The 20,386-nt window shown below is 62.8% G+C and carries 15 protein-coding genes and 1 pseudogene; 15 read left to right on the top strand and 1 reads right to left on the bottom strand.

The features are described from left to right. The first annotated feature begins 536 nt into the window (after nucleotides 1-536). The 6 genes from AC0QUY_RS20155 (at nucleotide 537) to AC0QUY_RS20130 (ending at nucleotide 8,813) form a co-directional block, all read left to right on the top strand. A complete protein-coding gene (locus tag AC0QUY_RS20155) occupies nucleotides 537-1,154 on the top strand; it encodes a sigma-70 family RNA polymerase sigma factor (protein WP_246738765.1) in 618 nt (205 codons plus the stop codon). A gap of 117 nt (nucleotides 1,155-1,271) precedes the next feature. Next, a complete protein-coding gene (locus tag AC0QUY_RS20150) occupies nucleotides 1,272-1,751 on the top strand; it encodes a hypothetical protein (RefSeq protein WP_475388074.1) in 480 nt (159 codons plus the stop codon). Nucleotides 1,752-1,806: 55 nt separating this feature from the next. Continuing rightward, nucleotides 1,807-4,698 (top strand): hypothetical protein, encoded by a 2,892-nt coding sequence (locus tag AC0QUY_RS20145; RefSeq protein ID WP_475388073.1) that lies wholly within the window; start codon nucleotides 1,807-1,809, stop codon nucleotides 4,696-4,698. A gap of 11 nt (nucleotides 4,699-4,709) precedes the next feature. Beyond that, nucleotides 4,710-6,554 carry a type I secretion system permease/ATPase gene (locus AC0QUY_RS20140; RefSeq protein ID WP_246738267.1) on the top strand — a complete coding sequence of 615 codons (1,845 nt, stop codon included), beginning with the start codon at nucleotides 4,710-4,712 and terminating at the stop codon, nucleotides 6,552-6,554. Next, a complete protein-coding gene (locus AC0QUY_RS20135; RefSeq protein ID WP_161855208.1) occupies nucleotides 6,551-7,918 on the top strand; it encodes an HlyD family type I secretion periplasmic adaptor subunit in 1,368 nt (455 codons plus the stop codon). The genes AC0QUY_RS20140 and AC0QUY_RS20135 overlap by 4 nt, the downstream gene beginning before the upstream one ends. Nucleotides 7,919-8,483: 565 nt before the next feature. After that, nucleotides 8,484-8,813: a hypothetical protein gene (locus tag AC0QUY_RS20130; protein ID WP_308200422.1), complete on the top strand. Its 330-nt coding sequence runs from the start codon at nucleotides 8,484-8,486 to the stop codon at nucleotides 8,811-8,813. 957 nt (nucleotides 8,814-9,770) lie between these two features. Here the strand turns inward: AC0QUY_RS20130 and AC0QUY_RS20125 are convergent. After that, nucleotides 9,771-10,676, bottom strand: coding sequence for a LysR family transcriptional regulator (locus AC0QUY_RS20125; RefSeq protein ID WP_475388072.1), 906 nt, complete (start codon nucleotides 10,674-10,676; stop codon nucleotides 9,771-9,773). Nucleotides 10,677-10,825: 149 nt separating this feature from the next. On the opposite strand from AC0QUY_RS20125, the gene AC0QUY_RS20120 reads away from it, so the two are divergent. The 9 genes and pseudogenes from AC0QUY_RS20120 to AC0QUY_RS20080 all read left to right on the top strand — a co-directional run bounded on the left by AC0QUY_RS20120 (nucleotide 10,826) and on the right by AC0QUY_RS20080 (nucleotide 20,192). Then, nucleotides 10,826-11,824, top strand: coding sequence for an N-carbamoyl-D-amino-acid hydrolase (locus AC0QUY_RS20120; RefSeq protein WP_161855206.1), 999 nt, complete (start codon nucleotides 10,826-10,828; stop codon nucleotides 11,822-11,824). 1 nt (nucleotide 11,825) lies between these two features. After that, entirely contained in the window at nucleotides 11,826-12,650 is an 825-nt protein-coding gene (locus AC0QUY_RS20115) for an ABC transporter substrate-binding protein (RefSeq protein ID WP_475388071.1), read from the top strand. After that, on the top strand, nucleotides 12,647-13,504 hold the full coding sequence (locus AC0QUY_RS20110; protein WP_161855204.1) for an amino acid ABC transporter permease: 858 nt from the start codon (nucleotides 12,647-12,649) through the stop codon (nucleotides 13,502-13,504). The genes AC0QUY_RS20115 and AC0QUY_RS20110 overlap by 4 nt, the downstream gene beginning before the upstream one ends. Continuing rightward, entirely contained in the window at nucleotides 13,501-14,265 is a 765-nt protein-coding gene (locus tag AC0QUY_RS20105) for an amino acid ABC transporter ATP-binding protein (RefSeq protein ID WP_161855203.1), read from the top strand. Before AC0QUY_RS20110 ends, AC0QUY_RS20105 begins: the two co-directional genes overlap by 4 nt. Before the next feature lie 16 nt (nucleotides 14,266-14,281). After that, nucleotides 14,282-15,094: an ABC transporter substrate-binding protein gene (locus tag AC0QUY_RS20100; protein WP_161855202.1), complete on the top strand. Its 813-nt coding sequence runs from the start codon at nucleotides 14,282-14,284 to the stop codon at nucleotides 15,092-15,094. Next, nucleotides 15,081-15,965, top strand: a complete 885-nt coding sequence (locus AC0QUY_RS20095; RefSeq protein WP_475388070.1) for a polysaccharide deacetylase family protein — start codon at nucleotides 15,081-15,083, stop codon at nucleotides 15,963-15,965. Before AC0QUY_RS20100 ends, AC0QUY_RS20095 begins: the two co-directional genes overlap by 14 nt. 32 nt (nucleotides 15,966-15,997) lie before the next feature. After that, nucleotides 15,998-17,571, top strand: a pseudogene (locus AC0QUY_RS20090) (ABC transporter substrate-binding protein). Next, nucleotides 17,568-18,941 (top strand): amidohydrolase family protein, encoded by a 1,374-nt coding sequence (locus AC0QUY_RS20085; RefSeq protein ID WP_475388069.1) that lies wholly within the window; start codon nucleotides 17,568-17,570, stop codon nucleotides 18,939-18,941. The pseudogene AC0QUY_RS20090 and the gene AC0QUY_RS20085 overlap by 4 nt, the downstream one beginning before the upstream one ends. An 81-nt stretch (nucleotides 18,942-19,022) precedes the next feature. Continuing rightward, on the top strand, nucleotides 19,023-20,192 hold the full coding sequence (locus AC0QUY_RS20080; RefSeq protein ID WP_475388068.1) for an amidohydrolase/deacetylase family metallohydrolase: 1,170 nt from the start codon (nucleotides 19,023-19,025) through the stop codon (nucleotides 20,190-20,192). Nucleotides 20,193-20,386 lie beyond the last annotated feature (194 nt).

The following is a 20,386-nucleotide window of genomic DNA, read 5'->3' as shown; positions in this document are numbered from 1 at the left end:
ATCGAAAATGAAGCAAAATCGCCTCCGAGACACCGCCTACGGCGTCGTTCAGACCTCGGAAGTCGCCGCATCCTCGCGCCGATCAAGAAAATCGCTCCTGCAATCAGCTTTTTCAGCAGCCTGCTAGTCGGAATCCGCCGATCTGGATGCAACGTCGCGCAAAGTTTGCGGATGAGGAATGACGCTTGTCATTTAGAATGCGGCTTGATCTCGAAGAGATCGCGTCAAGATCACTGCAATTCGCGTTTTGAAGTCCGTCAACTACATCGTCGATCGGTACTGCGATGCCGAAACTCGCCAAGGCAGAATCACGTGCATTGCGTGCAACGAGTAAGGCAGGCTCACCGCGGATTGCGCGGCGAGAGAATGTGACGTTCCGGTCTGATGAGGACGTCACGCCTTTGTGATGGGGCAGATCGAAACAATTTTTAATGAATGAAGTAGAGCCCTGACTTGAGTTTAATCACCCGTTCATTGTGCACTCGGAAAAGTGCAAGTCATCAGTATTGCCTTGCACGGAATAGGGGTTGCGTACCGTGCCCCACCAACGCGCGTGCTTCACCCATGAAGCTTCTTTCTCCAGCGCAGTGCAGGCTGACACATATCGTGATTGCGAGACGGCTTTCAATTATGAAGCGGCGCTAATCGAGTGCGCCGCCGGGTCGCAGTTTGCCGTCGGGGAGATCTATGCCCGGGAGAAGGACAAGTTACGCGCGGTGGCGCACCGGATTGTCCACGACAGGTCGCGCGCGGAGGACGTCATTCACGATGCATTCGCGCAGATTCTCCGATGCGCCAAAGACTTCGACCCTGCACGCGGATCCGCGCGGGGCTGGATCTACGCGATCGTCCGCCACACAGCACTCAGGATGCAGAAGAATGCTAGGCGGGAACTCGCGCTCGAGGACTACACGCTGAACGCCATCTGCGAACGTGAACGGACGGCACCGAACCCCGCGTCGGGCATCCCGGACAGCATGACGTTACGGACGATGCTCGATCAACTCGAGCCAAAGCGCCGCGCGAGCCTGCTTCTGGCGATCATCGATGGGCGCACGCATGAGGAGATCGCCCAATACCTCCGGGTTCCGGTCGGAACGGTCAAGGCCTGGATCCGGAGAGAGCTGGTGGCCATGCGCCGGCAGCTCGAATGAGGCGTGATTTTGTTTTGCGCGCTGCATCCATCGTGGCGCGTCGGCGACAATAGGGTGAGGGCGCCGTGACCCGGACAAGGCATGGCGCGTCGCAAACCCGAAGCTAGGAGCGAAACCATGTCTATCCTGAGCTGGGTCACGAGCATTTTCGGACTGGCAAAGATTCCGGGAATCGGCGTCCCACGCGAGGAATGCGACTCAACCACGCTCGACGACCGCGGCAACGGCGAGAACTCCAAGTGGAATGACGATCACAGGGGTCGCGAGGACTACTCCAAGCAAGATGGTGGCTGGAAGGACGCCAAGAACGACGCCTGGCAGGCGCAGAACGACTATTCCGACGCCAAGCCATCCGACGACTACGGCAAGGGCGACACCTATCGAAGCCCAGGTGAAGCGCTTGCCAAGGTCGACTTCTCACATGGTGATTTCGGCTCGCATGGTCCGGATCATTCGGGTGACATGCAGGTCGCGCTCGCTTCGATGTCGTCCGACGACGCGCTCGAATACGCCATCGGCCAGATGGGCCCTGCGGATCACTTCGACGTAGGGCATTGCGATGTGGCGGCGGACACGTCGCACGACACGGACGCCTGATGTGCCGAATACGCGAGAGTAGTTTCTGATTCGAACGAGAAAAAGGGCGGCAGTCATGATCGAAGTCGAAAAACGCGAACTGTTCGAACAAGAGCGGAAAATCTTCGAAGCTGCGGTGCAGCAAGCGGACAAGCGATCGGGCTCTTTCAATTTCTTGACTTGGTCGTTCTTCATTGCCCCGCTGACTGCCTGCGACGAGTTTCTTGTGGGCATTTTCAAATCCGCGGCGGCCGAGCAGGAGGTCGTCAAAACGGCTCAGGCAGGCGCCGCGCCGCAGGAGGCGAATGACCATCTGCCGGCGATTGATCCTTCGAAAACGGGCGCAGAGGATGAGACGGCCAAAAGGCCCGTCGCGTCGTCGGAGGCGCGTGCGACCCAGTTCGATCCGACCGGGCTTTTGGCGCAGCCGCATGACGATGCGCTCAAGCCGAGCGCCGCCCGCAGCGAAGCTGTCGCCGCCGAGGGGACGGCGATGATGCCGAGCCCCGCCATGATGATGCCGAACCCCGCCATTTTAACGCTCACACCTCACTCGAAGATAGTTCCGTCAACCCGCTATCAGCGGATTCCTACCTCGGAGGCACTCAAATGCAGGGTGGGTCAAAGCTCGAATCCGCTCAGTCCAACGTGCTACTCTTTCAGCCCGTCGATGATCGGCTTCGTTCCCCTGCTTGGGGCTGTCGGCGGTCTCAGCAATGACGTGGTGGGTGGGATCATGCCGGTTGAGGCGCAGCCGGTGCTGGCGACGGAGACCAACACCGTAAGCACGCCGACCCATGACGTCGGCGCCACGATCGCGCCGGTCGCGGCGGCGGTGCAGCCGATGCTGGCGACGGTGACCGACAGCGTGGGCACGCTGAGCCATGACGTGGATGGCACGGTTGCGCCGGCCGCGGCGGCGGCGCAGCCGGTGCTGGCGACGGTGAGCGACAGCGCGGCGACGCTGACCGATGACGTTGGCGAAACCACGATCGCGCCGGCCGCGGCGGCGGTGCAGCCGGTGCTGGCGACGGTGACCGACAGCGTGGGCACGCTGACCGATGACGTCGGCGCCACGATTGCGCCGGTCGCGGCGGCCGCGCAGCCGGTGCTGGCGACGGTGAGCGACAGCGCGGCGACGCTGACCGATGACGTTGGCGAAACCACGATCGCGCCGGCCGCGGCGGCGGTGCAGCCGGTGCTGGCGACGGTGACCGACACCGCGGCGATGCTGACCGATGACGTCGGCGCCACGATCGCGCCGGTCGAGGCGGCGGTGCAGCCGGTACTGGCGACGGTGACCGACAGCGCGGCGACGCTGACCGATGACGTCGGCGAAACCACGATCGCGCCGGCCGCGGCGGCGGTGCAGCCGGTGCTGGCGACGATGACCGATAGCGTGGTCACGCTGAGCCATGACGTGGATGGCACGGTTGCGCCGGTCGAAGCGGCGGCGCAGCCGGTGCTGGCGACGGTGGCCGACAGCGCGGCGATGTTGACCGATGACGTCGGCGCCACGATTGCGCCGGTCGCGGCGGCGGTGCAGCCGGTGCTGGCGACGGTGGCCGACAGCGCGGCGATGTTGACCGATGACGTCGGCGCCACGATTGCGCCGGTCGAAGCGGCGGCGCAGCCGGTGCTGGCGACGGTGGCCGACAGCGCGGCGACGCTGACTGATGACGTCGGCGAAACCACGATCGCGCCGGTCGCGGCGGCGGTGCAGCCGGTGCTGGCGACGGTGACCGACAGCGTGGGCACGCTGAGCCATGACGTGGATGGCACGGTTGCGCCGGTCGAAGCGGCGGCGCAGCCGGTGCTGGCGACGGTGGCCGACAGTGCGGCGACGCTGACCGATGACGTCGGCGAAACGATTGCCCCGGTCGCGGCGGCGGCGCAGCCGGTGCTGGCGACGGTGACCGACACCGCGGCGACGCTGACCGATGACGTCGACGCCACGATCGCGCCGGTCGAGGCGGCCGCGCAGCCGGTGCTGGCGACGGTGACCGACAGCGCCGCGGCGACGCTGACCGATGACCTCGGCGCTACGATCGCGCCGGTGGCCGGTGACGTGGCACAACCGGCAAGTGCAGTTAGCGACACTCTTGCGGACGCGGCGCCGGTCGTTGGGACGACCGAGCCGGTGCTCACGGAAGCAGCTGCCGCTGTGAGCGATCCGACCAGCGACGTGTCAGATCCGGTTGACACCGGGACCGTGGCCAGCGACACCCTTGCGGATGCGGCGCCGGTCGTTGGGACGACCGAGCCGGTGCTCACGGAAGCAGCTGCCGCTGTGAGCGATCCGACCAGCGACGTGTCAGTTCCGGCCGACACCGGGACCGTGGCCAGCGACGCTGCGGATGCGGCGCCGGTCGAGACGACCGAGCCGGCACCGACGACAACCGCTGCCACCGTCAGCGATCCGACCAGCGACGTGTCAGATCCGGCCGGCACCGGGACCGTGGCGAGCGACGCTGCGGATGCGGCGCCGGTTGAGACGACCGAGCCGGCACCGACGACAACCGCTGCCACCGTCAGCGATCCGACCAGCGACGTGTCAGATCCGGCCGGCACCGGGACCGTGGCGAGCGACGCTGCGGATGCGGCGCCGGTTGAGACGACCGAGCCGGCGCCGACGACAACCGCTGCCGGCGTGAGCGATCCGGCCAGCGACGTGTCAGATCCGGCCGACACCGGGACCGTGGCCAGCGACGCTGCGAATGCAGCGCCGGTCGATGAGCCCTCAGGCGACGTGATCGCCCTGAACGATGAGCCACCGCCACCAGAAAATGCTCTGCATACCGGAACCGAGTACACCGATTACGGTGTTAATCTTAGCAGCGACAGCGCAGTTCCCCCGCAGGATACGGGGTCTTCGGCCGACGCCGCGTCGGCGTCTGACACTGCGCCGCCGCCTCCCGAGATCGTAGATACGAATCAGCCAACAGACCCTGAACTTGCTATCCTATAGCGGGGGCGAACATGGCGGCCGTCGAGATACTGGACAATCCGCCGCGCAGCTATTCTGCAGATCACCTTCGCGTCGCACCCGGCGGCGAGGCCCGCGACTATGTTGGACCTGTCAACCCGCTGGCCACCTGGCGTTCGGTCGCGCGCACGAACCTGATTGCGGTCGCTGCATTTTCGGTCGTCGTGAATCTGCTGATGCTCACGCTGCCGATCTACCTGTTCCAGATTTCCGATCGCGTTCTGACGAGCCGCAGCCTCGAAACACTGCTGATGCTCTCGGCTCTCGCGCTGGCGTTCATCGGCATCCTCTCGATCATCGACATTCTGCGTCGGCAGGTGCTTGGGCGTTTTGCGACCAAGATGGAGGCCGTGCTCGGTGGTGCAGTGCTGGCGAGCAGTATCAACAACGCCAGGGCCGGCGAGGGCGGGACCATCCAGGCGATTCGTAGCCTTCACCAGGTGCGGGGATTCATCTCGAGCCCCGTCATGCTTATGCTGATGGACGCGCCGCTCTCGCCCCTCTACTTCGGAGTCATATTTCTCATTCACCGAGATCTCGGATGGATCGCTGTCGTGTCGGGCCTGGCACTGGTGCTGATTGCGGTGCTCAACCAGAAAGCGACCTCGGAACGTCTGAGCGAGGCAGGCCTGCATGCTGCTGAGGCCGATGCGGCGGCCGAGTCGCTGGCGCGAAATTCGCAGGTTATCAATGCGATGGGAATGCTGAGCGAGAGCATTCTTCATTGGGGTCGCCGGCAGGCGCCGGCCCTGACGGTGCAGAGCCAGGCCCTTGACCGGAATTTCTGGATCAGCGGTGCGTCGAAGTTCGTCCGGCTCGTGACCCAGATCACGATCCTCGGTGTGGGCGCCTATCTGGCTCTCAACGCCGAGATCACCGGCGGCATGATGATCGCGGCCGCAATCATCGTCGGCCGCGCCCTGCAGCCGCTCGAGGGCCTGATCGAGGGATGGCGCAGCTGTATTCAGGCGCGATCGGCCTATGCGCGTGTCAAGCAGGCGGTCGAGTCATTCCAGCGCGAGACGCCTAAGCTGCGCCTGCCCAAGCCGCAAGGGCGGCTGACCGTGGATCGGGTCTTGTATTTGCCGCCCGGCTCGAAGGAGCCGGTGCTCAATAGTGTGTCGCTCGAGCTGGCGCCCGGAGAGTCTCTGGCCATTGTCGGACCGTCTGGGTCGGGTAAGTCGACCCTCGCGCGCATTCTGGTGGGCTGTCTAGTGCCGACCGCCGGTAAGGTCAGGCTGGACGGAACGGAGCTGCGCAATTGGGATCGTCGCCAGTTTGGCGAATATACCGGCTACCTGCCCCAGGAGGTCGAGCTATTTCCCGGGACGATCAAGCAGAACATCTGTCGCATGCGGGACGACCTGCCCGACGCGAGCATCTATGAGGCAGCGATATTCTCGGGCATCCACGACATGGTCTGTCAGCTGCCGCAAGGATACGAGACCGTGCTCGACCGCGGCGGCGGGCCGCTCTCCGGGGGACAGAAGCAGCGCATCGCGCTCGCCCGGGCTTTCTTCGGTGATCCGTGCCTTGTCGTCCTCGACGAGCCAAACTCGAATCTAGACGCGGCAGGGGAGCTGGCTCTGACCGAGACCCTGCAGCGCGCGAAAAAGCGGGGGGTCACCGCAGTGGTGGTAACCTTGCGCCCGGCGCTGCTGAACAGCGTGGACAAAGTGCTCATCCTGCGGGCCGGACGGGCCGAAGCGTTCGGATCTCCAAGCGACGTGCTGCATCGCCTGGTTCGATCGCCCGGCGGGGCACCGCAGGTAAGCCGGAGCAGCCGCAACGCATCGAATCCTCAGGCCCGTGAGGTGACCACGCGGGAGGACAGATGAAAGCAAAAAAGGACAGCGCCGGTGAGTGGTACCGCGGCGTTCCGCTGAGCGCCAAATGGCCCATCTTTACCGGCCTAGCCATGCTGGTCGTTTGGCTCGGGTGTTTCGGTGTTTGGGCCGGAGTCGCTCCACTGAACAGTGCTGTCGTCACCTCGGGCACGTTCGTGGCTACCGGACAGAACAAGCTGGTCCAGCACCTCGAGGGCGGCATCATCCGCGAGATTGCGGTAAAGGACGGTGATGCCGTTGAGGCGAACCAGGTGCTCGTTCGCATGGACGACACCGCTGCCAACTCCAAGCTGAGGCGGTTGGTCTTAAAGAAGTATCGGCTGCTCGCCATGAAGGCGCGTCTCGAAGCTGAAATGAGCTCGTCAGAGACAATAGAAACTCCCGCGGCATTCAGCGAGAGCGCACGTGATCCGGAAATCAAAGCGGTTCTTGAGCGGCAACGTGCCGAACTGAGGGCACGCCGGACTAGTCTTGTAACCCAGGAAAGCGTACTCATGAAGCAAATCGCCGGGCTGGAGGAAAGCATCCGCGGATATCAGGCTCAAGTGCAGTCCACCCAACAGCGTATTGCCCTTTTCGCCGAGGAGCTGAAGGACAAGAATTCGCTTCTTCGCCAGCAGTTGGTCCGCAAGTCGGATGTGCTGGCGCTGCAACGCTCCGAGGCAGGTCTCGAGGGAGAACTCGGCGAGTATCTTGGCCGCATCGCCGATTCGAAGGAGAGGATCGCTCAGGCGAACGAAAGAATAGCCCAGCTCCACTCGACGGCGCTCCGGGATGCGATCAAGGAGCTGCGCGAGACCGAAGCGGACCTGGATGACGTGGAGGAGCAGATTCGCGCCGCCCAGGATATCGTCGAGCGCATCGACGTTCGCTCGCCGGTTCGAGGCATCGTGTTGAAGAGGAACTTCCATACACCGGGCGGTGTCGTCTCTCCTGGCGCCGTGCTGCTTGAGCTCCTGCCGATAGGCGAAGAACGCGTCATCGAGGCACATGTGAGTCCTAAGGACATTTCGCACGTGAGCGTAGGTCAGGAGGCGCTGGTGCGGCTGTCGGCGCTCAACCAACGCATCACGCCCATGGTCGGCGCGAGCGTCATCTACGTGTCAGCAGACGTGTTGGCGGAGCAAGTACAGATCAAGGCGGAAACACGCCGCCCTCCAAGTGACACCCGTCGGGAATTCTATGTGGTTCGGGTGCGCCTAGACCAAGACGATATTCTCAAGCACATGCCTGAATTCGTTCCGACACCCGGCATGCCGGCCGACATTTACATCAAGACAGGAGAGCGCACCTTTTTCGAGTATATCATGAAGCCGGCCTTTGATAGCTTCTCCCGCGCTTTCCGCGAAACCTGAACGAAACGAGCAATCTGCTCGTCAATCCCGAGCACCGCGAGTATCCGTGATTAACGGAGTTCGAGCGTTTGGTGCGATGCGCAACTTGAGTATCCACTGCTTTTGCTTGCGGATCGACAGAAAATGAATCCGCCTCCGTCGACTAGGGGCGCAACGCAGATCTCCGGTCAGGCCGCGGACGGGCGCTGCGCGACTTGTACCAGTCGCGCTGACAAAGGTCCAACTCTGAGACGAGACGGAAGTAGCGACCGCACTAATGTCAGCTCGCGGGCCCCAAGCCGACCAACTTCGTCGCTTGCGGCTGGTCTGGTATTGAAGGCAGTCCGGACTTCGCATGCGCGATCCTTGACCCGCCGCTTGTGGACCAATGTCTGACATAAAGATCGCGCGAAAGGAAGCCTGATGGCGACGGCGTGCGGCTCGGCAATCATGCCGGGGCTGCTTGGCGATGAAAGGCAGCCATCAAATGCTGTACGAAAATCTGCGCAACAGTGCATCCAGATTGTCGGCTTCCGACTAGAAGTAGCATCGCAGACATTTCAGTAATGCATCGAAGGAGAGCAACATGGCGATGCCTAAGCCGAATTGGTTGCCGACGTTAGTGCCTTACGGCGCTGATCAGACCGTCTACCTTGTGTTCGATCGTTTCGGAGCGTCACGCAGTGATTGCCCTGAAAAACAGATCGAGCGGGACGACCTCGAAACTACCATCTCCGATCTTCTAACTGGCCAATTCAACGCCCCGGTTCGAGTCATGGCCTTCAACACACTTGAGCACTGGATCGAGGATGTTTCCAACCAAGTCGCCGAAGATATTCAAGCCCGCTGCGATATCGATGGCGTACCAGTACCCGAACACGTCAGGGACTTTGTTGCAAGCCACACCGGCTTCTGACAAGCGGGGTCCTGATGTGAGGCCGGACTCAGATTGCGAGACATAGCGACGACGTTCAGTTTCCCGTTCCGCCCTAGTAAAGGCGCGTGCCATGAATACCTCCGGATGAGGACACCGCCTCTCAATCGCATTAAACAGCGCCAGACCATGCGGCTTGTGGAGTGGAGCCCCGCTGATCGAGGAACGCTGCGCCGCGCCGCCCCAAAAGGCGGTCTGCGCTGACGGCGAATGTTAGTACTTTGTTCCGTGCAAATCTTTCCTGTTTGATCTTGCGCGTCTTGATCCAGCGCTTGCTCTTGTGGTCGTCGCATCTTTATTGATCCAACGCCTCGCGAAGGAAAACCACCAGTTGCTCGCGAGAGGGCAGTGGCGCGCAGCCCGGCGCAGAAATCGGTCCCATCCGTATGCGCTACCCGGTCTCCCTAGATGTGGTCTTCCAGGAGGTCATCCATCTGGTCTGAACCGAGGAGGCTGAGGTTGCGAAGCTTCAGTGTTCCAGGGAGAGACCAGATGAACGTCCACAAGAATGCGCCTTTGACGCCTAAAGTGTGGAGGGAATGCACGATCGACCTATATTGGCAGTAGCCATGCGGCCGTTCGGGTGAGGGACGTCCATGTTCAGGGGATTCGAGTGGGATATCGGCTGGCTCTGGATCATCCCGGTACGGTGCAGGCATTTGTGTCGGTGACGGTCATTCCGACGGGCTTCAAGATGAACGCTGCTGCCCCGGCATCAAAATAGGCATGGCACGATGGGCGACCCACCGTGCCGTGGATAAGATCCGCGATCGCTTCGGATGGGATGCTATTGGATACGGCTCGGTGGCGCTGGGCAACTCTCGTTCCATTCCCGACGGGTTTCGCGAACTCGCCGAAAAGGACCTGTGACCGTCACACATCGTGCGTCGGACATTCGGCCTGCTTACCGTAGGTCGAGCGCGCCCTGTTGCACATTATTCAACGATCAAGAGACATCTCGGTCCAGGGAGCGGCCGCTTGGCGGACTTCATTCAGGAACGCCTTGGCCAAGCGCGATAGAGGCTCCGCCTCAGACCACAGCATATAGGCAATAGCCACCGTCTTGGGCGTGAAAGGCCTAACGATCAGATCCTGGCTGCCGTTCTGGCGCGGAGAAAATGGATCGACGACCGCCGCGCCCACGCCGGCGGCTGCGAGCACGCAGGCCGTGTTGCAGTATCGCACTTCGACGGTCGGCTGAAACGGCGAGCCGGCCTGCGCAAAGCTCTCGCGCACGGCTTCGCCCAACCGCGTGCCGCGCTCCAGCCCGATGAAGGGCAAGCCGACAAGGTCGGAAGCGGAGATGACCGGCCGTTCGGCCAGAGGATGGTTCGGCGGCAAGACGCAGACCATTTCGCCGGTGTGAACCACCTCATGCGCAATGCCAGGATGATGCGACAGCCCGAGCGCGAATCCGAGCTCTGCAACCCTGCTCGACACGCCGTCGATGATTCCCTCGTAGCGCCTCACATCGAAGAAGACGCGTGTCTGCTGACGGCGGCGCAGGAAGTCCGATAAAGCGCGCGGAATAATGCTGTAGGCCAGCGGCGGCGTTGCCACGATCGATAGAAGCCCTGTGCGGCACTCCCTCAAGTCGCGTACGCGATTTTCGAGTTTGGCGTGGAGCGCAAAGATCGCTTCACTTTCCTTGTAAAGCGCCATCGCCTCTGATGTCGGGAACAACCGGTTGTTGACACGCTCGAACAACGCGAAGCCCGCCTGCGACTCCATCGCCTTCAGCGCGTTGCTGATCGCCGGCTGCGAGAGCGCGAGTTCGTCCGCCGCCGCGACGGTGGTGCGATGGCGGATAACCGCACGCAGGATCTCCAATTGGCGCAGGTTCATATAACTACCGGTTATTGTCTCGCTGAAAATATCATAGCACGAGTGATTGCGTTTAGGACTGCGCTTCCGCGTAATCAGCCCTGCATCGGAGCGCCATCGAAGCGGGATCATCCGCCTCTTGAGTAAGCAGTCCGCTCAGATTGGAGGCAATGTTGGTTCGAGTTCTCCGCGCCGCCGCCGCTCAGATGGGGCCGACGCAAAAAGCTGATGCGCGAGAGCATACGCTTGGCCGGATGCTGGCGTTGCTGGAGCAGGCGGCTGCGCGCGGCGCAACACTGGTGGTTTTTCCCGAACTGGCGTTCACGACCTTCTTCCCGCGATGGCTTATCGAGGGCGACGCGCTCGATCATTACTTCGAGCGCGGCATGCCGAATCCGGCCGTGCAGCCCTTGTTCGATCGCGCGCGGGCGCTCGGCATCGGCTTCTATGTCGGCTACGCCGAACTGACGTCGGACGGCCGGCGCTTCAACTGTTCGATCCTGGTCGATCGCGACGGCGAAATCCTCGGGCGTTATCGCAAGGTGCACCTGCCGGGCTCGGTCGAGCCGCGTGCCGGCGCAGCCTACCAGCAGCTCGAAAAGCGCTATTTCGAATATGGCGATCTGGGATTTCCTGCCTTTCGGGTGGGACCGGACTGGCACCACGCGATCATGGGCATGATGATCTGCAATGATCGCCGCTGGCCGGAAGGCTGGCGCGTGCTGGGCCTGCAGGGCGTCGAACTGGTTTGCGTCGGCTACAATTCCGCGGCCTACGATCCGAACGGCGGTGTCTCCGAAGACGCAGCGCTGCGCACCTTCCACTCCAAGCTGGTAACCCAGGCCAATGCCTACATGAACGCCACCTGGGCGATCGCGGTCGCCAAGGCGGGGACCGAGGACGGCTCCGGACTGATCGGTGGCTCCTGCATCGTCGATCCCAATGGCAGGATCGTCACTGAGGCGCAAACGCTCGCGGACGAAATCATCGTTGCCGACCTCGACCTCGATCTCTGTCGCCAGGGCAAGGACAAGATGTTCAATTTCGCCGCGCACCGGCGACCGGAACAATACTCGGCGATCACGGAGCGTGCCGGTGTTATCGAGCCGGCCACGCTCGATGCGGTTAAACATCAAGCGGCCAGTCGCGGCGTGGGCCGAAGGAGCTGATATGACACGTCTCTTGTTCTCCGTTGGGTTCGCCGCGCTCGTCGCCGTCACAACGGCAGGGGCCGCCGAACTGCCGGAAGCGATCAAACAGGCGGGCACGTTGCGGCTGACGGTCAACTCGACCTATGCCCCCATGGAGTATCGTGATCCCGCGACAAATCAGCTCGTCGGGCTCGATATCGATCTCGCCAACGAACTCGCAAAGCGACTCGGCGTGAAGATCATCTGGAGCGAAACGCCGTTCGCCGAGCTCATCCCTTCATTGCAGACCAAGCGCGCCGATTTCATTATCAGCGGCATTTCGGACCGCAGCTCGCGGCGTGAGACCGCGGATTTCATTGACTATCTGGCGACAGGCCCGCAGTTCTTCGTCCTGACGGAAAATGCGGCGAAGTCTCCCATCGATCTCTGCGGCAAGAAGGTTGGAACGACGCGCAGCACCAGCTTTCCGGTCGAGATCGAGAAATGGAGCAAGCAGAACTGCGAGACGAACGGCAAGCCTGCCGTGCAATATGTCCCGGGTGAGAACAGCATCGATGTCCGCAACCAGCTCAAGCAGGGCCGCATCGACGCTGCGGTGCAGGGCACCGAGACGCTGCCCTACGCCCAGCAGCAGGAGGCCGGGAAATACCGCGTCATCGGAGAGCCGTTCGCCACTGGCTATCAGGGCATCATGTCCCGGAAAGACGACGTGGCGCTGCGCGAGGTGGTGACGGAACATCTCGCCGCCATGATCGCTGACGGCTCCTACAAGGCCATTCTCGATAAATACGGATTGGGCGCGAACGCGGTGGCCCAGCCGATGATGAATGCGTCCCCGCAATGAGAATGGCGTCCACACTTGCGGAGGGTTTTCCCGATATTTCGGGGATGACGGTCGCACGTCAGGTTCATTGGCAGCGATGGCTCGCTGCGGCTGCGATTCTCGTCGTGTTGGCTGCGATCGGTCGCGCTTTCGTCAACGGCCAGATCGAATGGACCTATGTCAGCCGCTTCCTGACCGCGAAGGTGATCCTCGAGGGCATCACCAACACCATGGTGATGGCGGTGCTCGCGATGGCGCTCGGCATCGTGTTGGGCGTCGTCGTTGCGATCATGAGGCTCTCGTCCAATCCGGTTCTGGCGTCCGTCGCCGCCGGCTACACGTGGCTGTTCCGCGGTACGCCGCTGATCCTGCAATTGCTGCTGTGGTTCAACCTCGCGCTGGTGTTTCCGACGATCGGCATTCCGGGCCTGTGGTCGGCGCGGGCCGTCGATGTCATGACGCCGTTTCTGTCCGCGCTGCTCGGCCTCGGCATCAATCAGGGCGCCTACACGTCCGAGGTGATGCGGGCGGGTATGCTGTCGGTCGACATCGGGCAATATGAGGCCGCGCAGGCGATCGGCATGGGAAGGCTGCGCGCGCTGCGTCGGATCATCCTGCCGCAGGCGATGCGGGTCGTAATCCCTCCGCTCGGCAACGAGTTCATCGGCATGGTGAAGGCCACGTCGCTGGCAAGCGTCATCCAGTATCCGGAGGTGCTGCACAGCGCCGAGAATATCTATTACGCGAACTCACGCGTGATCGAACTCCTGATCGTCGCCGGCTCCTGGTATCTGCTCGTGGTGTCGATCCTGACTCCTTTGCAGATGCTTCTCGAACGACGCTTCGCGCGTGGAGCATTGCAGATCACCCGATGACCCAGCCCCTCGTCGCCATCCGTTCGGTCAGTAAGAACTTCGGGGAGTTTCAAGCCCTCAATCGCGTCTCGCTCGACGTTCGGCCAGGCGAGGTGCTCTGCCTGATCGGTGCGTCGGGATCGGGCAAGACAACGCTCCTGCGCTGCATCAATCAGCTTACGTCGATCGACAGCGGCGGCATCTGGCTGGATGGCGAGTTGCTGGGCGTGCGAGAAGAGGGTGGGCGATTGCATCGCCTCACCGAACGGCAGATCGCGCGCCAGCGCCTGAAGACCGGGATGGTGTTTCAGCGCTTCAATCTGTTTCCGCACAAAACAGCGCTTGAAAATATCACCGAAGGCCCCGTGCAGGTGCAGGGCCGCAAGAAGGAGGAGGCGCGAGCGGAGGCGATGGAGCTTCTGCGGCGCGTCGGGCTGGCGGCGAAAGCCGATGCCTATCCCTCTCAGCTTTCCGGCGGGCAGCAGCAGCGGGTAGCGATTGCCCGCGCGCTCGCCATGAAGCCGATGCTGATGCTGTTCGACGAGCCGACGAGTGCCCTCGATCCCGAACTGGTCGGAGAGGTGCTCACCGTCATGAAGGAACTTGCCCGCAGCGGCATGACGATGATGGTGGTGACGCACGAGCTCGGCTTCGCGCGGGAGGTGGCGGATACCGTTGTTTACATGGACCATGGCGCAATCGTGGAATCCGGCCCAGCGGCAGAGGTTCTCGGTAAGCCCCGTGAAGTGCGCACCCAATCGTTTCTTTCCGCGGTGATCTGATGGAGCGAATTTCGTGATGAAACGTTTTCTTGCAGCCGCATTCCTCAGTGCCGCTAATGCTTCGGTCATGGCGGTTGAGCTCCCTCCGGAAATCGCCAAGCAGGGCAGTATCAAGGTTGCCATCGTCCCGAACTATCCACCCCTGGAATTCCGCGATCCCGCGACCAACACGCTGACCGGTTTCGACGTCGAGCTTGGCGAGGCGCTCGGTCGCAAGCTTGGGCTCAAGATCGACTGGCAGCAAACCAGTTTTGACCAGATGATGCCCGCGATTTCGACGGGCAGGGTCGATGCGATCCTGTCCGGCATGACGGATATGGCGAGCCGGCAGGACACGGCGACATTTGTCGACTACCTTCGCAATGGGCCTCGGTTCTTCGTGCAGCAGTCGCGCGCCGCCGAGTTCAAGGACACGACGGCATTCTGCGGCAAAAAGGTCGGCGCCAGCCGGCGCACGTCGTTTCCAAAGCTGATCGCTGCCTGGAGCGAGGCACATTGCGGCGGCAACCCGGTTCAATTCGTGGGCACGGAAGGATCGGCCGATGCCCGGACCCAGCTCAGGCAAGGACGGATCGATGCGGCCGTCCAGGGCGGCGAGACGCTTCCCTACATGATGGACCTCGAGCCGGGCACCTATGTCCCGGTCGGCGACGTGTTCGCCACCCAGTTCACCGGGCTTGCTTTGAACATCAAAGAGAAGGCGCTTCAGCAGGCGGTCGTGGAGGCTCTGGACTCCTTGATCGCTGATGGCACCTACCGTGCGTTGCTGGCGAAGTGGAAATTGACCGACTACGGCGTAGAGAAGGCGACCATCAATGCTGGACAGTAAAGCGCTTGCAAGCATTCCGCTCACTCCCGCAAACACCGCGCCGCCGGCCCCGCACTATCCGTGGCCCAAGCCCTATACATCAGCGATGTTCCTCTCCTTCGACGTGGACGCGGAGACCGCCTGGACCAGCAAGGACGCGTTGCACGCCCAGCGGCTCATCACCATGAGCTATGGCGGCTACGAGGCGCGCGTCGGCACGCCGAAACTTTTGGAGCTGCTCGATCAGCTCGATCTGAAGGCGACGTTCTTCGTCACCGGCTGGTCGGTGGATGCGCATCCCGCGATGGCAGAGTCCATTCTCAAGGCGGGCCACGAGATTGGCCATCATGGCTATCACCATCTGCTGCCGGATCCGGGCGATCCCTGGATCGAGGAGGAACTGGAGCGGGGTTTTGAGGCGCTGAAGCGTCGGCTTGGCGTCAAGCCGACCGGCTATCGCGCACCTTACGGTGAATTCACCGAAGAGCTGCGGGTGGCGCTGGTGCGCCACGGCATCGTCTACACTTCGTCATTTCGCGACGACGTGCGGCCTTACCGCCATCGTCTTGCCGATGGCAGGCCGGGCACGATCGAGCTTCCGGTGACTGCAAGCTATGACGACTGGATGCACGGACTGTCCGCCCGATTCAGCCCGCGGCCGATCTTCCCGAAGGAGCATGTGCTCTCGATCTGGAAGGATGAGCTCGATGAAGTCAGGGATTGGGGCGCGATGGTCACGACCGTGCTGCATCCGCAATGCAGCGGTCGTCCGATGCGGCTTCGGCTGCTGCGCGAATTTCTCACCTATGCCAAATCCTGCCCCGATCTGTGGATCACGAGCGGGGAGGCGATCGCTGCGAATTTTAGAAGTCACGAAGCAGCTGCCCTCTGAGAACCACCGATCAGATATCCCTGGAGTCATCGATGCCCGTTTCCCGTCGTTCACTGCTGAAGGCCGCCGCCGCAGCGCCGGCGTTTTCGCTGCCGGGAATTTTGCGGGCGCAGTCGCAGACCACGCTGCGCTTCATTCCGGTGATCGACCTGACTTTTGTCGACCCGATCTACTCCACGGCCCAGGTTTCCCGAAACCATGGCTTCATGGTCTACGACACGCTCTACGGCATGAACTCGGCGCTCGAGGTCTCGCCGCAGATGGTGTCCGGGCATGTTGTGTCGAACGACGACCGGCAGTGGGACCTGACGCTGCGTGATGGCCTGCTATGGCATGACGGCGAGCGCGTGCTGGCGCGCGACTGCGTTGCCAGCATTCGCCGTTGGGCGGCCCGCGACGGGTTCGGCGCCGAGCTGATGGCCGCAACGGACGAGCTGTCGGCACCTGATGACCGTACCATCCGTTTTCGGCTGAGCAGGCCTTTCCCGCTGCTGCCTGCGGCGCTCGGCAAGGCCGCGATCCAGGCGCCGTTCATGATGCCGGAGCGGCTGGCGAGCCAGGATCCGTTCAAGCCGCTGACCGAGGTCGTAGGTAGCGGTCCTTTCCGCTTCGTGGCGGACGAGCGCGTGCAAGGCGCGCGTAACGTCTACGCCCGTTTCGATCGTTATCTGCCCCGTCAGGACGGCGAGCCCGACTGGACCGCCGGACCCAAGATCGTTCATTACGATCGCGTGGTCTGGACGACGATGCCGGATGCCGCGACCGGGGTGGCTGCGCTGCAAACGCGCGAGCAGGATTGGCAGGAAACGACGCCGCACGACCTGCTGCCGGTGCTGAAGCGTACCGGCGGCATCACCACGCGGATTCTCGATCCGCGGGGTTACACCTGCATGCTACGCGTGAACCATCTGCAGCCACCGTTCGACAATCCCGCCATTCGCCGGGCGCTGTTGGGCGCGATCGACCAGTCCGCCTTCATGACGGCGGTTGCGGGCGATGATCCCGCCCATCAATCCTCGCCGATCGGCTTCTTTGCGCCGGGTACGCCGATGGCGAGCGATGTCGGCCTCAATGTGTTCCGCGGGCCGCGCGACATGGCGAAGGTCAAGGCCGATCTGAAAGCCGCCGGTTACAATGGCGAGAAGGTGGTGCTGCTCGTCCCCACCAACTCGGTGGCACAAAAGCCGCTCGGCGACATCGCAGCCGACATGCTGCAGCAGGCCGGCATGAACGTCGAATATGCCGGGCTGGATTTCGGCGTGGTGTTGCAGCGGCAGTTGAAGAAGGACCCCGTCGCCCAGGGCGGCTGGAGCGCCGGCGTCGGCAACTGGCAAGGCATCGATTGGCTGAACCCGGCCGGCAATTCGAACCTGCGCGGCGACAGCAAAACCGCCGGCTGGTACAAGAGTGAGAAGATGGGGGCGTTGCGAAGCCTGCCGCCAACCTTGCCGAGCAACAGCGCATCTGCCGCGACATCCAGGCGTTATCGTTCGAGGAAATTCCTTACTTCCCGATCGGTCAGTACAAGCAACCCACCGCGTACCGTTCGAACATCACCGGCATCCTCGATGGCACAGCCGTGTTCTGGAATGTGAAACCGGCATGAGTACGATCGCGATCTTTGGCAGCTATGTGTTGTCGCGCAGAGATGGCGCGCAGGAGGTGCTGCGCGATCATTGGGTGTTGCTGGAGGGCAAGCGTATCGCCGCCGTCACGCGCGACCGGCCGTCCGCCGCCGAGGTCTTTGACAGGCCGGGCCGTTTCGTGCTGCCCGGCCTTCTGAACCTGCACAACCACTGCTTCAGTGAAGCCGTCGCCCGGACGCACACCGAGGACGGTAATGGTCGCCGGAACAACCAGAGCATCGTCTATACGGTGCTGTTGCCGCTGACCAAGCGCGGTGCCGAGCTGCTGTTGCCGTCGGAGCGGCTCGCCATCGCGCGGCTCGGCATTCTGCAATTGCTGAAGGGCGGCGCCACCACGGTCATGGAGCCGTTCCGCAACACCATTCCGGAGATGTTCGACGCCGCCGAGGAAATGGGTATCCGCTTCTACGGCGCGCCGTATTTGTTTTCGACCTCGGATGCCAAGGCGGGGCCTGATGGCGTGGTACATTACGCGGGCGATGACGGCCAGGCCGATATGGACACCTGGAACGCGCTATACCATCGCTGGAATGGACGCGGCGACGGGCGGATCGGCCTTGCGATGAGCCCGCACGCGACCGACACCTGTGGTCCGGATCTGCTGCGGGCATGTGCCGTCCGCGCGCGCGAACTCGACGTTCCCATCACCACCCATCTCGCGCAAAGCCAGGCCGAAGTCGCGACGATCGCAAGCCGTCACGGCGGTCGCACGCCGGCCGAATATCTCGACTGGCTTGGCCTTCTGGCGCCCGATCTTATGGCCGCGCACTGCATCGCCAGCACCGATGACGATCTGAGACTGATGGCGGCGAAGGGCGCTACGGTGCTGAACTGCCCGCGCGTGTTTGCCCGCTCGGGCGTTACCGCGGCGTTCAGCCGCTTCGCGGAGCACGGCGTCCGTACAGTAGTCGGAACCGACGGCTACAACATGGACCTACTCGGCGAACTCAACGCGGCGTCGATGATCTCGAAGCTTGCGTCTGCTCGCGCGGACGTAGCCAACGCACCCGAACTGATCGAGTCGGTCACGGCAACCGCAGCGGCGGTCATCAAGCGCCCGGACCTTGGCATGATCGCGCCGGGCGCCACCGCCGACCTCACCGTTGTCGATTTGACCCATCCCCATCTGCAGCCCTTGTTCGACCCACGACGCGGGCTCGTCGCGCTCGGCAACCGCGCCAACATCGACCAGGTCATCGTTGACGGGCGCGTGCTGATCGATGCGGGCAGGTATATTTACGGCGACGAGACCGCGATCATGTCGGCCGCGTCTGCGGCGATCGGTAAGATCTGGGACTTGCCGGAAGCCCAGGCCGCGTTCAATGGCTGACGGCTCGTCGGCACGCGCACTTTCAGGGATAGGCGGGACGCGCTCCCGTCGTTTCCTTCACCGCCATATCAGGAGATTGCAATGCCGTTCGATTTGATCCTGCGCGGCGGCCGGGTAATTGATCCCTCCCAGAAGCTCGACGCCGTGACGGATATCGCCTTTGCGGGCGGCAAGGTGGCGATGGTCGGAAGCGAACTCAAGGCCGATCCCGGAACCGATGTGCGTGACGTGTCTGACTATGTCGTCACCCCCGGTTTGATCGATTTGCATACCCACGTCTATTGGGGCGGCACCTCGCTCGGCATCGACGCCGAGGAGTTCTGTCGCGCCTCCGGCGTCACCACGGCCGTTGATACCGGCAGCGCCGGCCCGGGCAATTTCGCGGGCTTCCGCAAGCACGTCATCGAGCCGAGCCAGGTCCGCATTCTGGCCTATCTGCACGTCTCCCACGCCGGCATCTACGGTTTCTCACATCGCGTCATGGTCGGCGAGACCGAGGAAATGCGGCTGATGAACCCGATCGACGCTGTCAGCGTGGCGGAGGCCAACCGCGACCTCATCGTCGGCATCAAGGTGCGGGTAGGGCTCCACGCCTCGGGCACCTCGGGGATCGTGCCACTTGACATCGCGCTCGAGGTCGCCGAGCAGGTCGGCATGCCGCTGATGGCGCATATCGACCATCCGCCGCCGAGCTACGAGGACGTGCTCGCCCGCCTGCGTCCGGGCGACGTACTCACGCACGCGTTCCGGCCGTTTCCCAATACGCCCGCCACTTCCCAGGGCACGGTGAAGAGGGTGGTGTTGGAGGCGCGCGAACGTGGGGTTCTTTTCGACATCGGCCACGGCAAAGGCTCATTCGCCTTCAAGACCGCCCGCGCAATGCTTGCCAACGGCTTCTATCCCGACACCATTTCCTCTGATGTCCACGCCCTGTGCATCGACGGGCCGGCATTTGATCAGGTGACGACCATGTCCAAGTTTCTGTGCATGGGCATGCCGCTCCCCGATGTGGTCGCGGGGTCGACGGTGAATGCGGCGATGGCGCTACGGCGTCCCGAACTCGGCAGTCTCAAGCCGGGCAGCGCGGGAGACGCCACCGTCATCTCGGTCCAGCGAGGCCAGTTCGACTATGTCGACGTCGTCGGCGAGCACCTGATCGGGGATCGCAAGATCGTGTCTGAGGGCGTCGTCATTGGGGGCGCTTGGTGGCACCCGAAACAATCGCCGAAATTCAAGCGGCTTGCAGGCTAGGCAGGGCCGCAAATGGATACGACCGCGCGAAAATGTGATCGATCGAAAGTACTTCATGTGTGGTCGGCCGGAAGTCGGCCGGCGCGTGGGCAAGCCGTGCTGGCATACCGCTTGCAAGCAAAAGGAGACTGATTGGCATCGGTTTGACTGGCCCGTTTCACCTCGCGCGGCCTCGAACCTCCGGCCAATGAATT

Source organism: Bradyrhizobium sp. WYCCWR15520, assembly GCF_056174665.1.
This window is presented reverse-complemented; position numbering and strand designations above follow the sequence as displayed.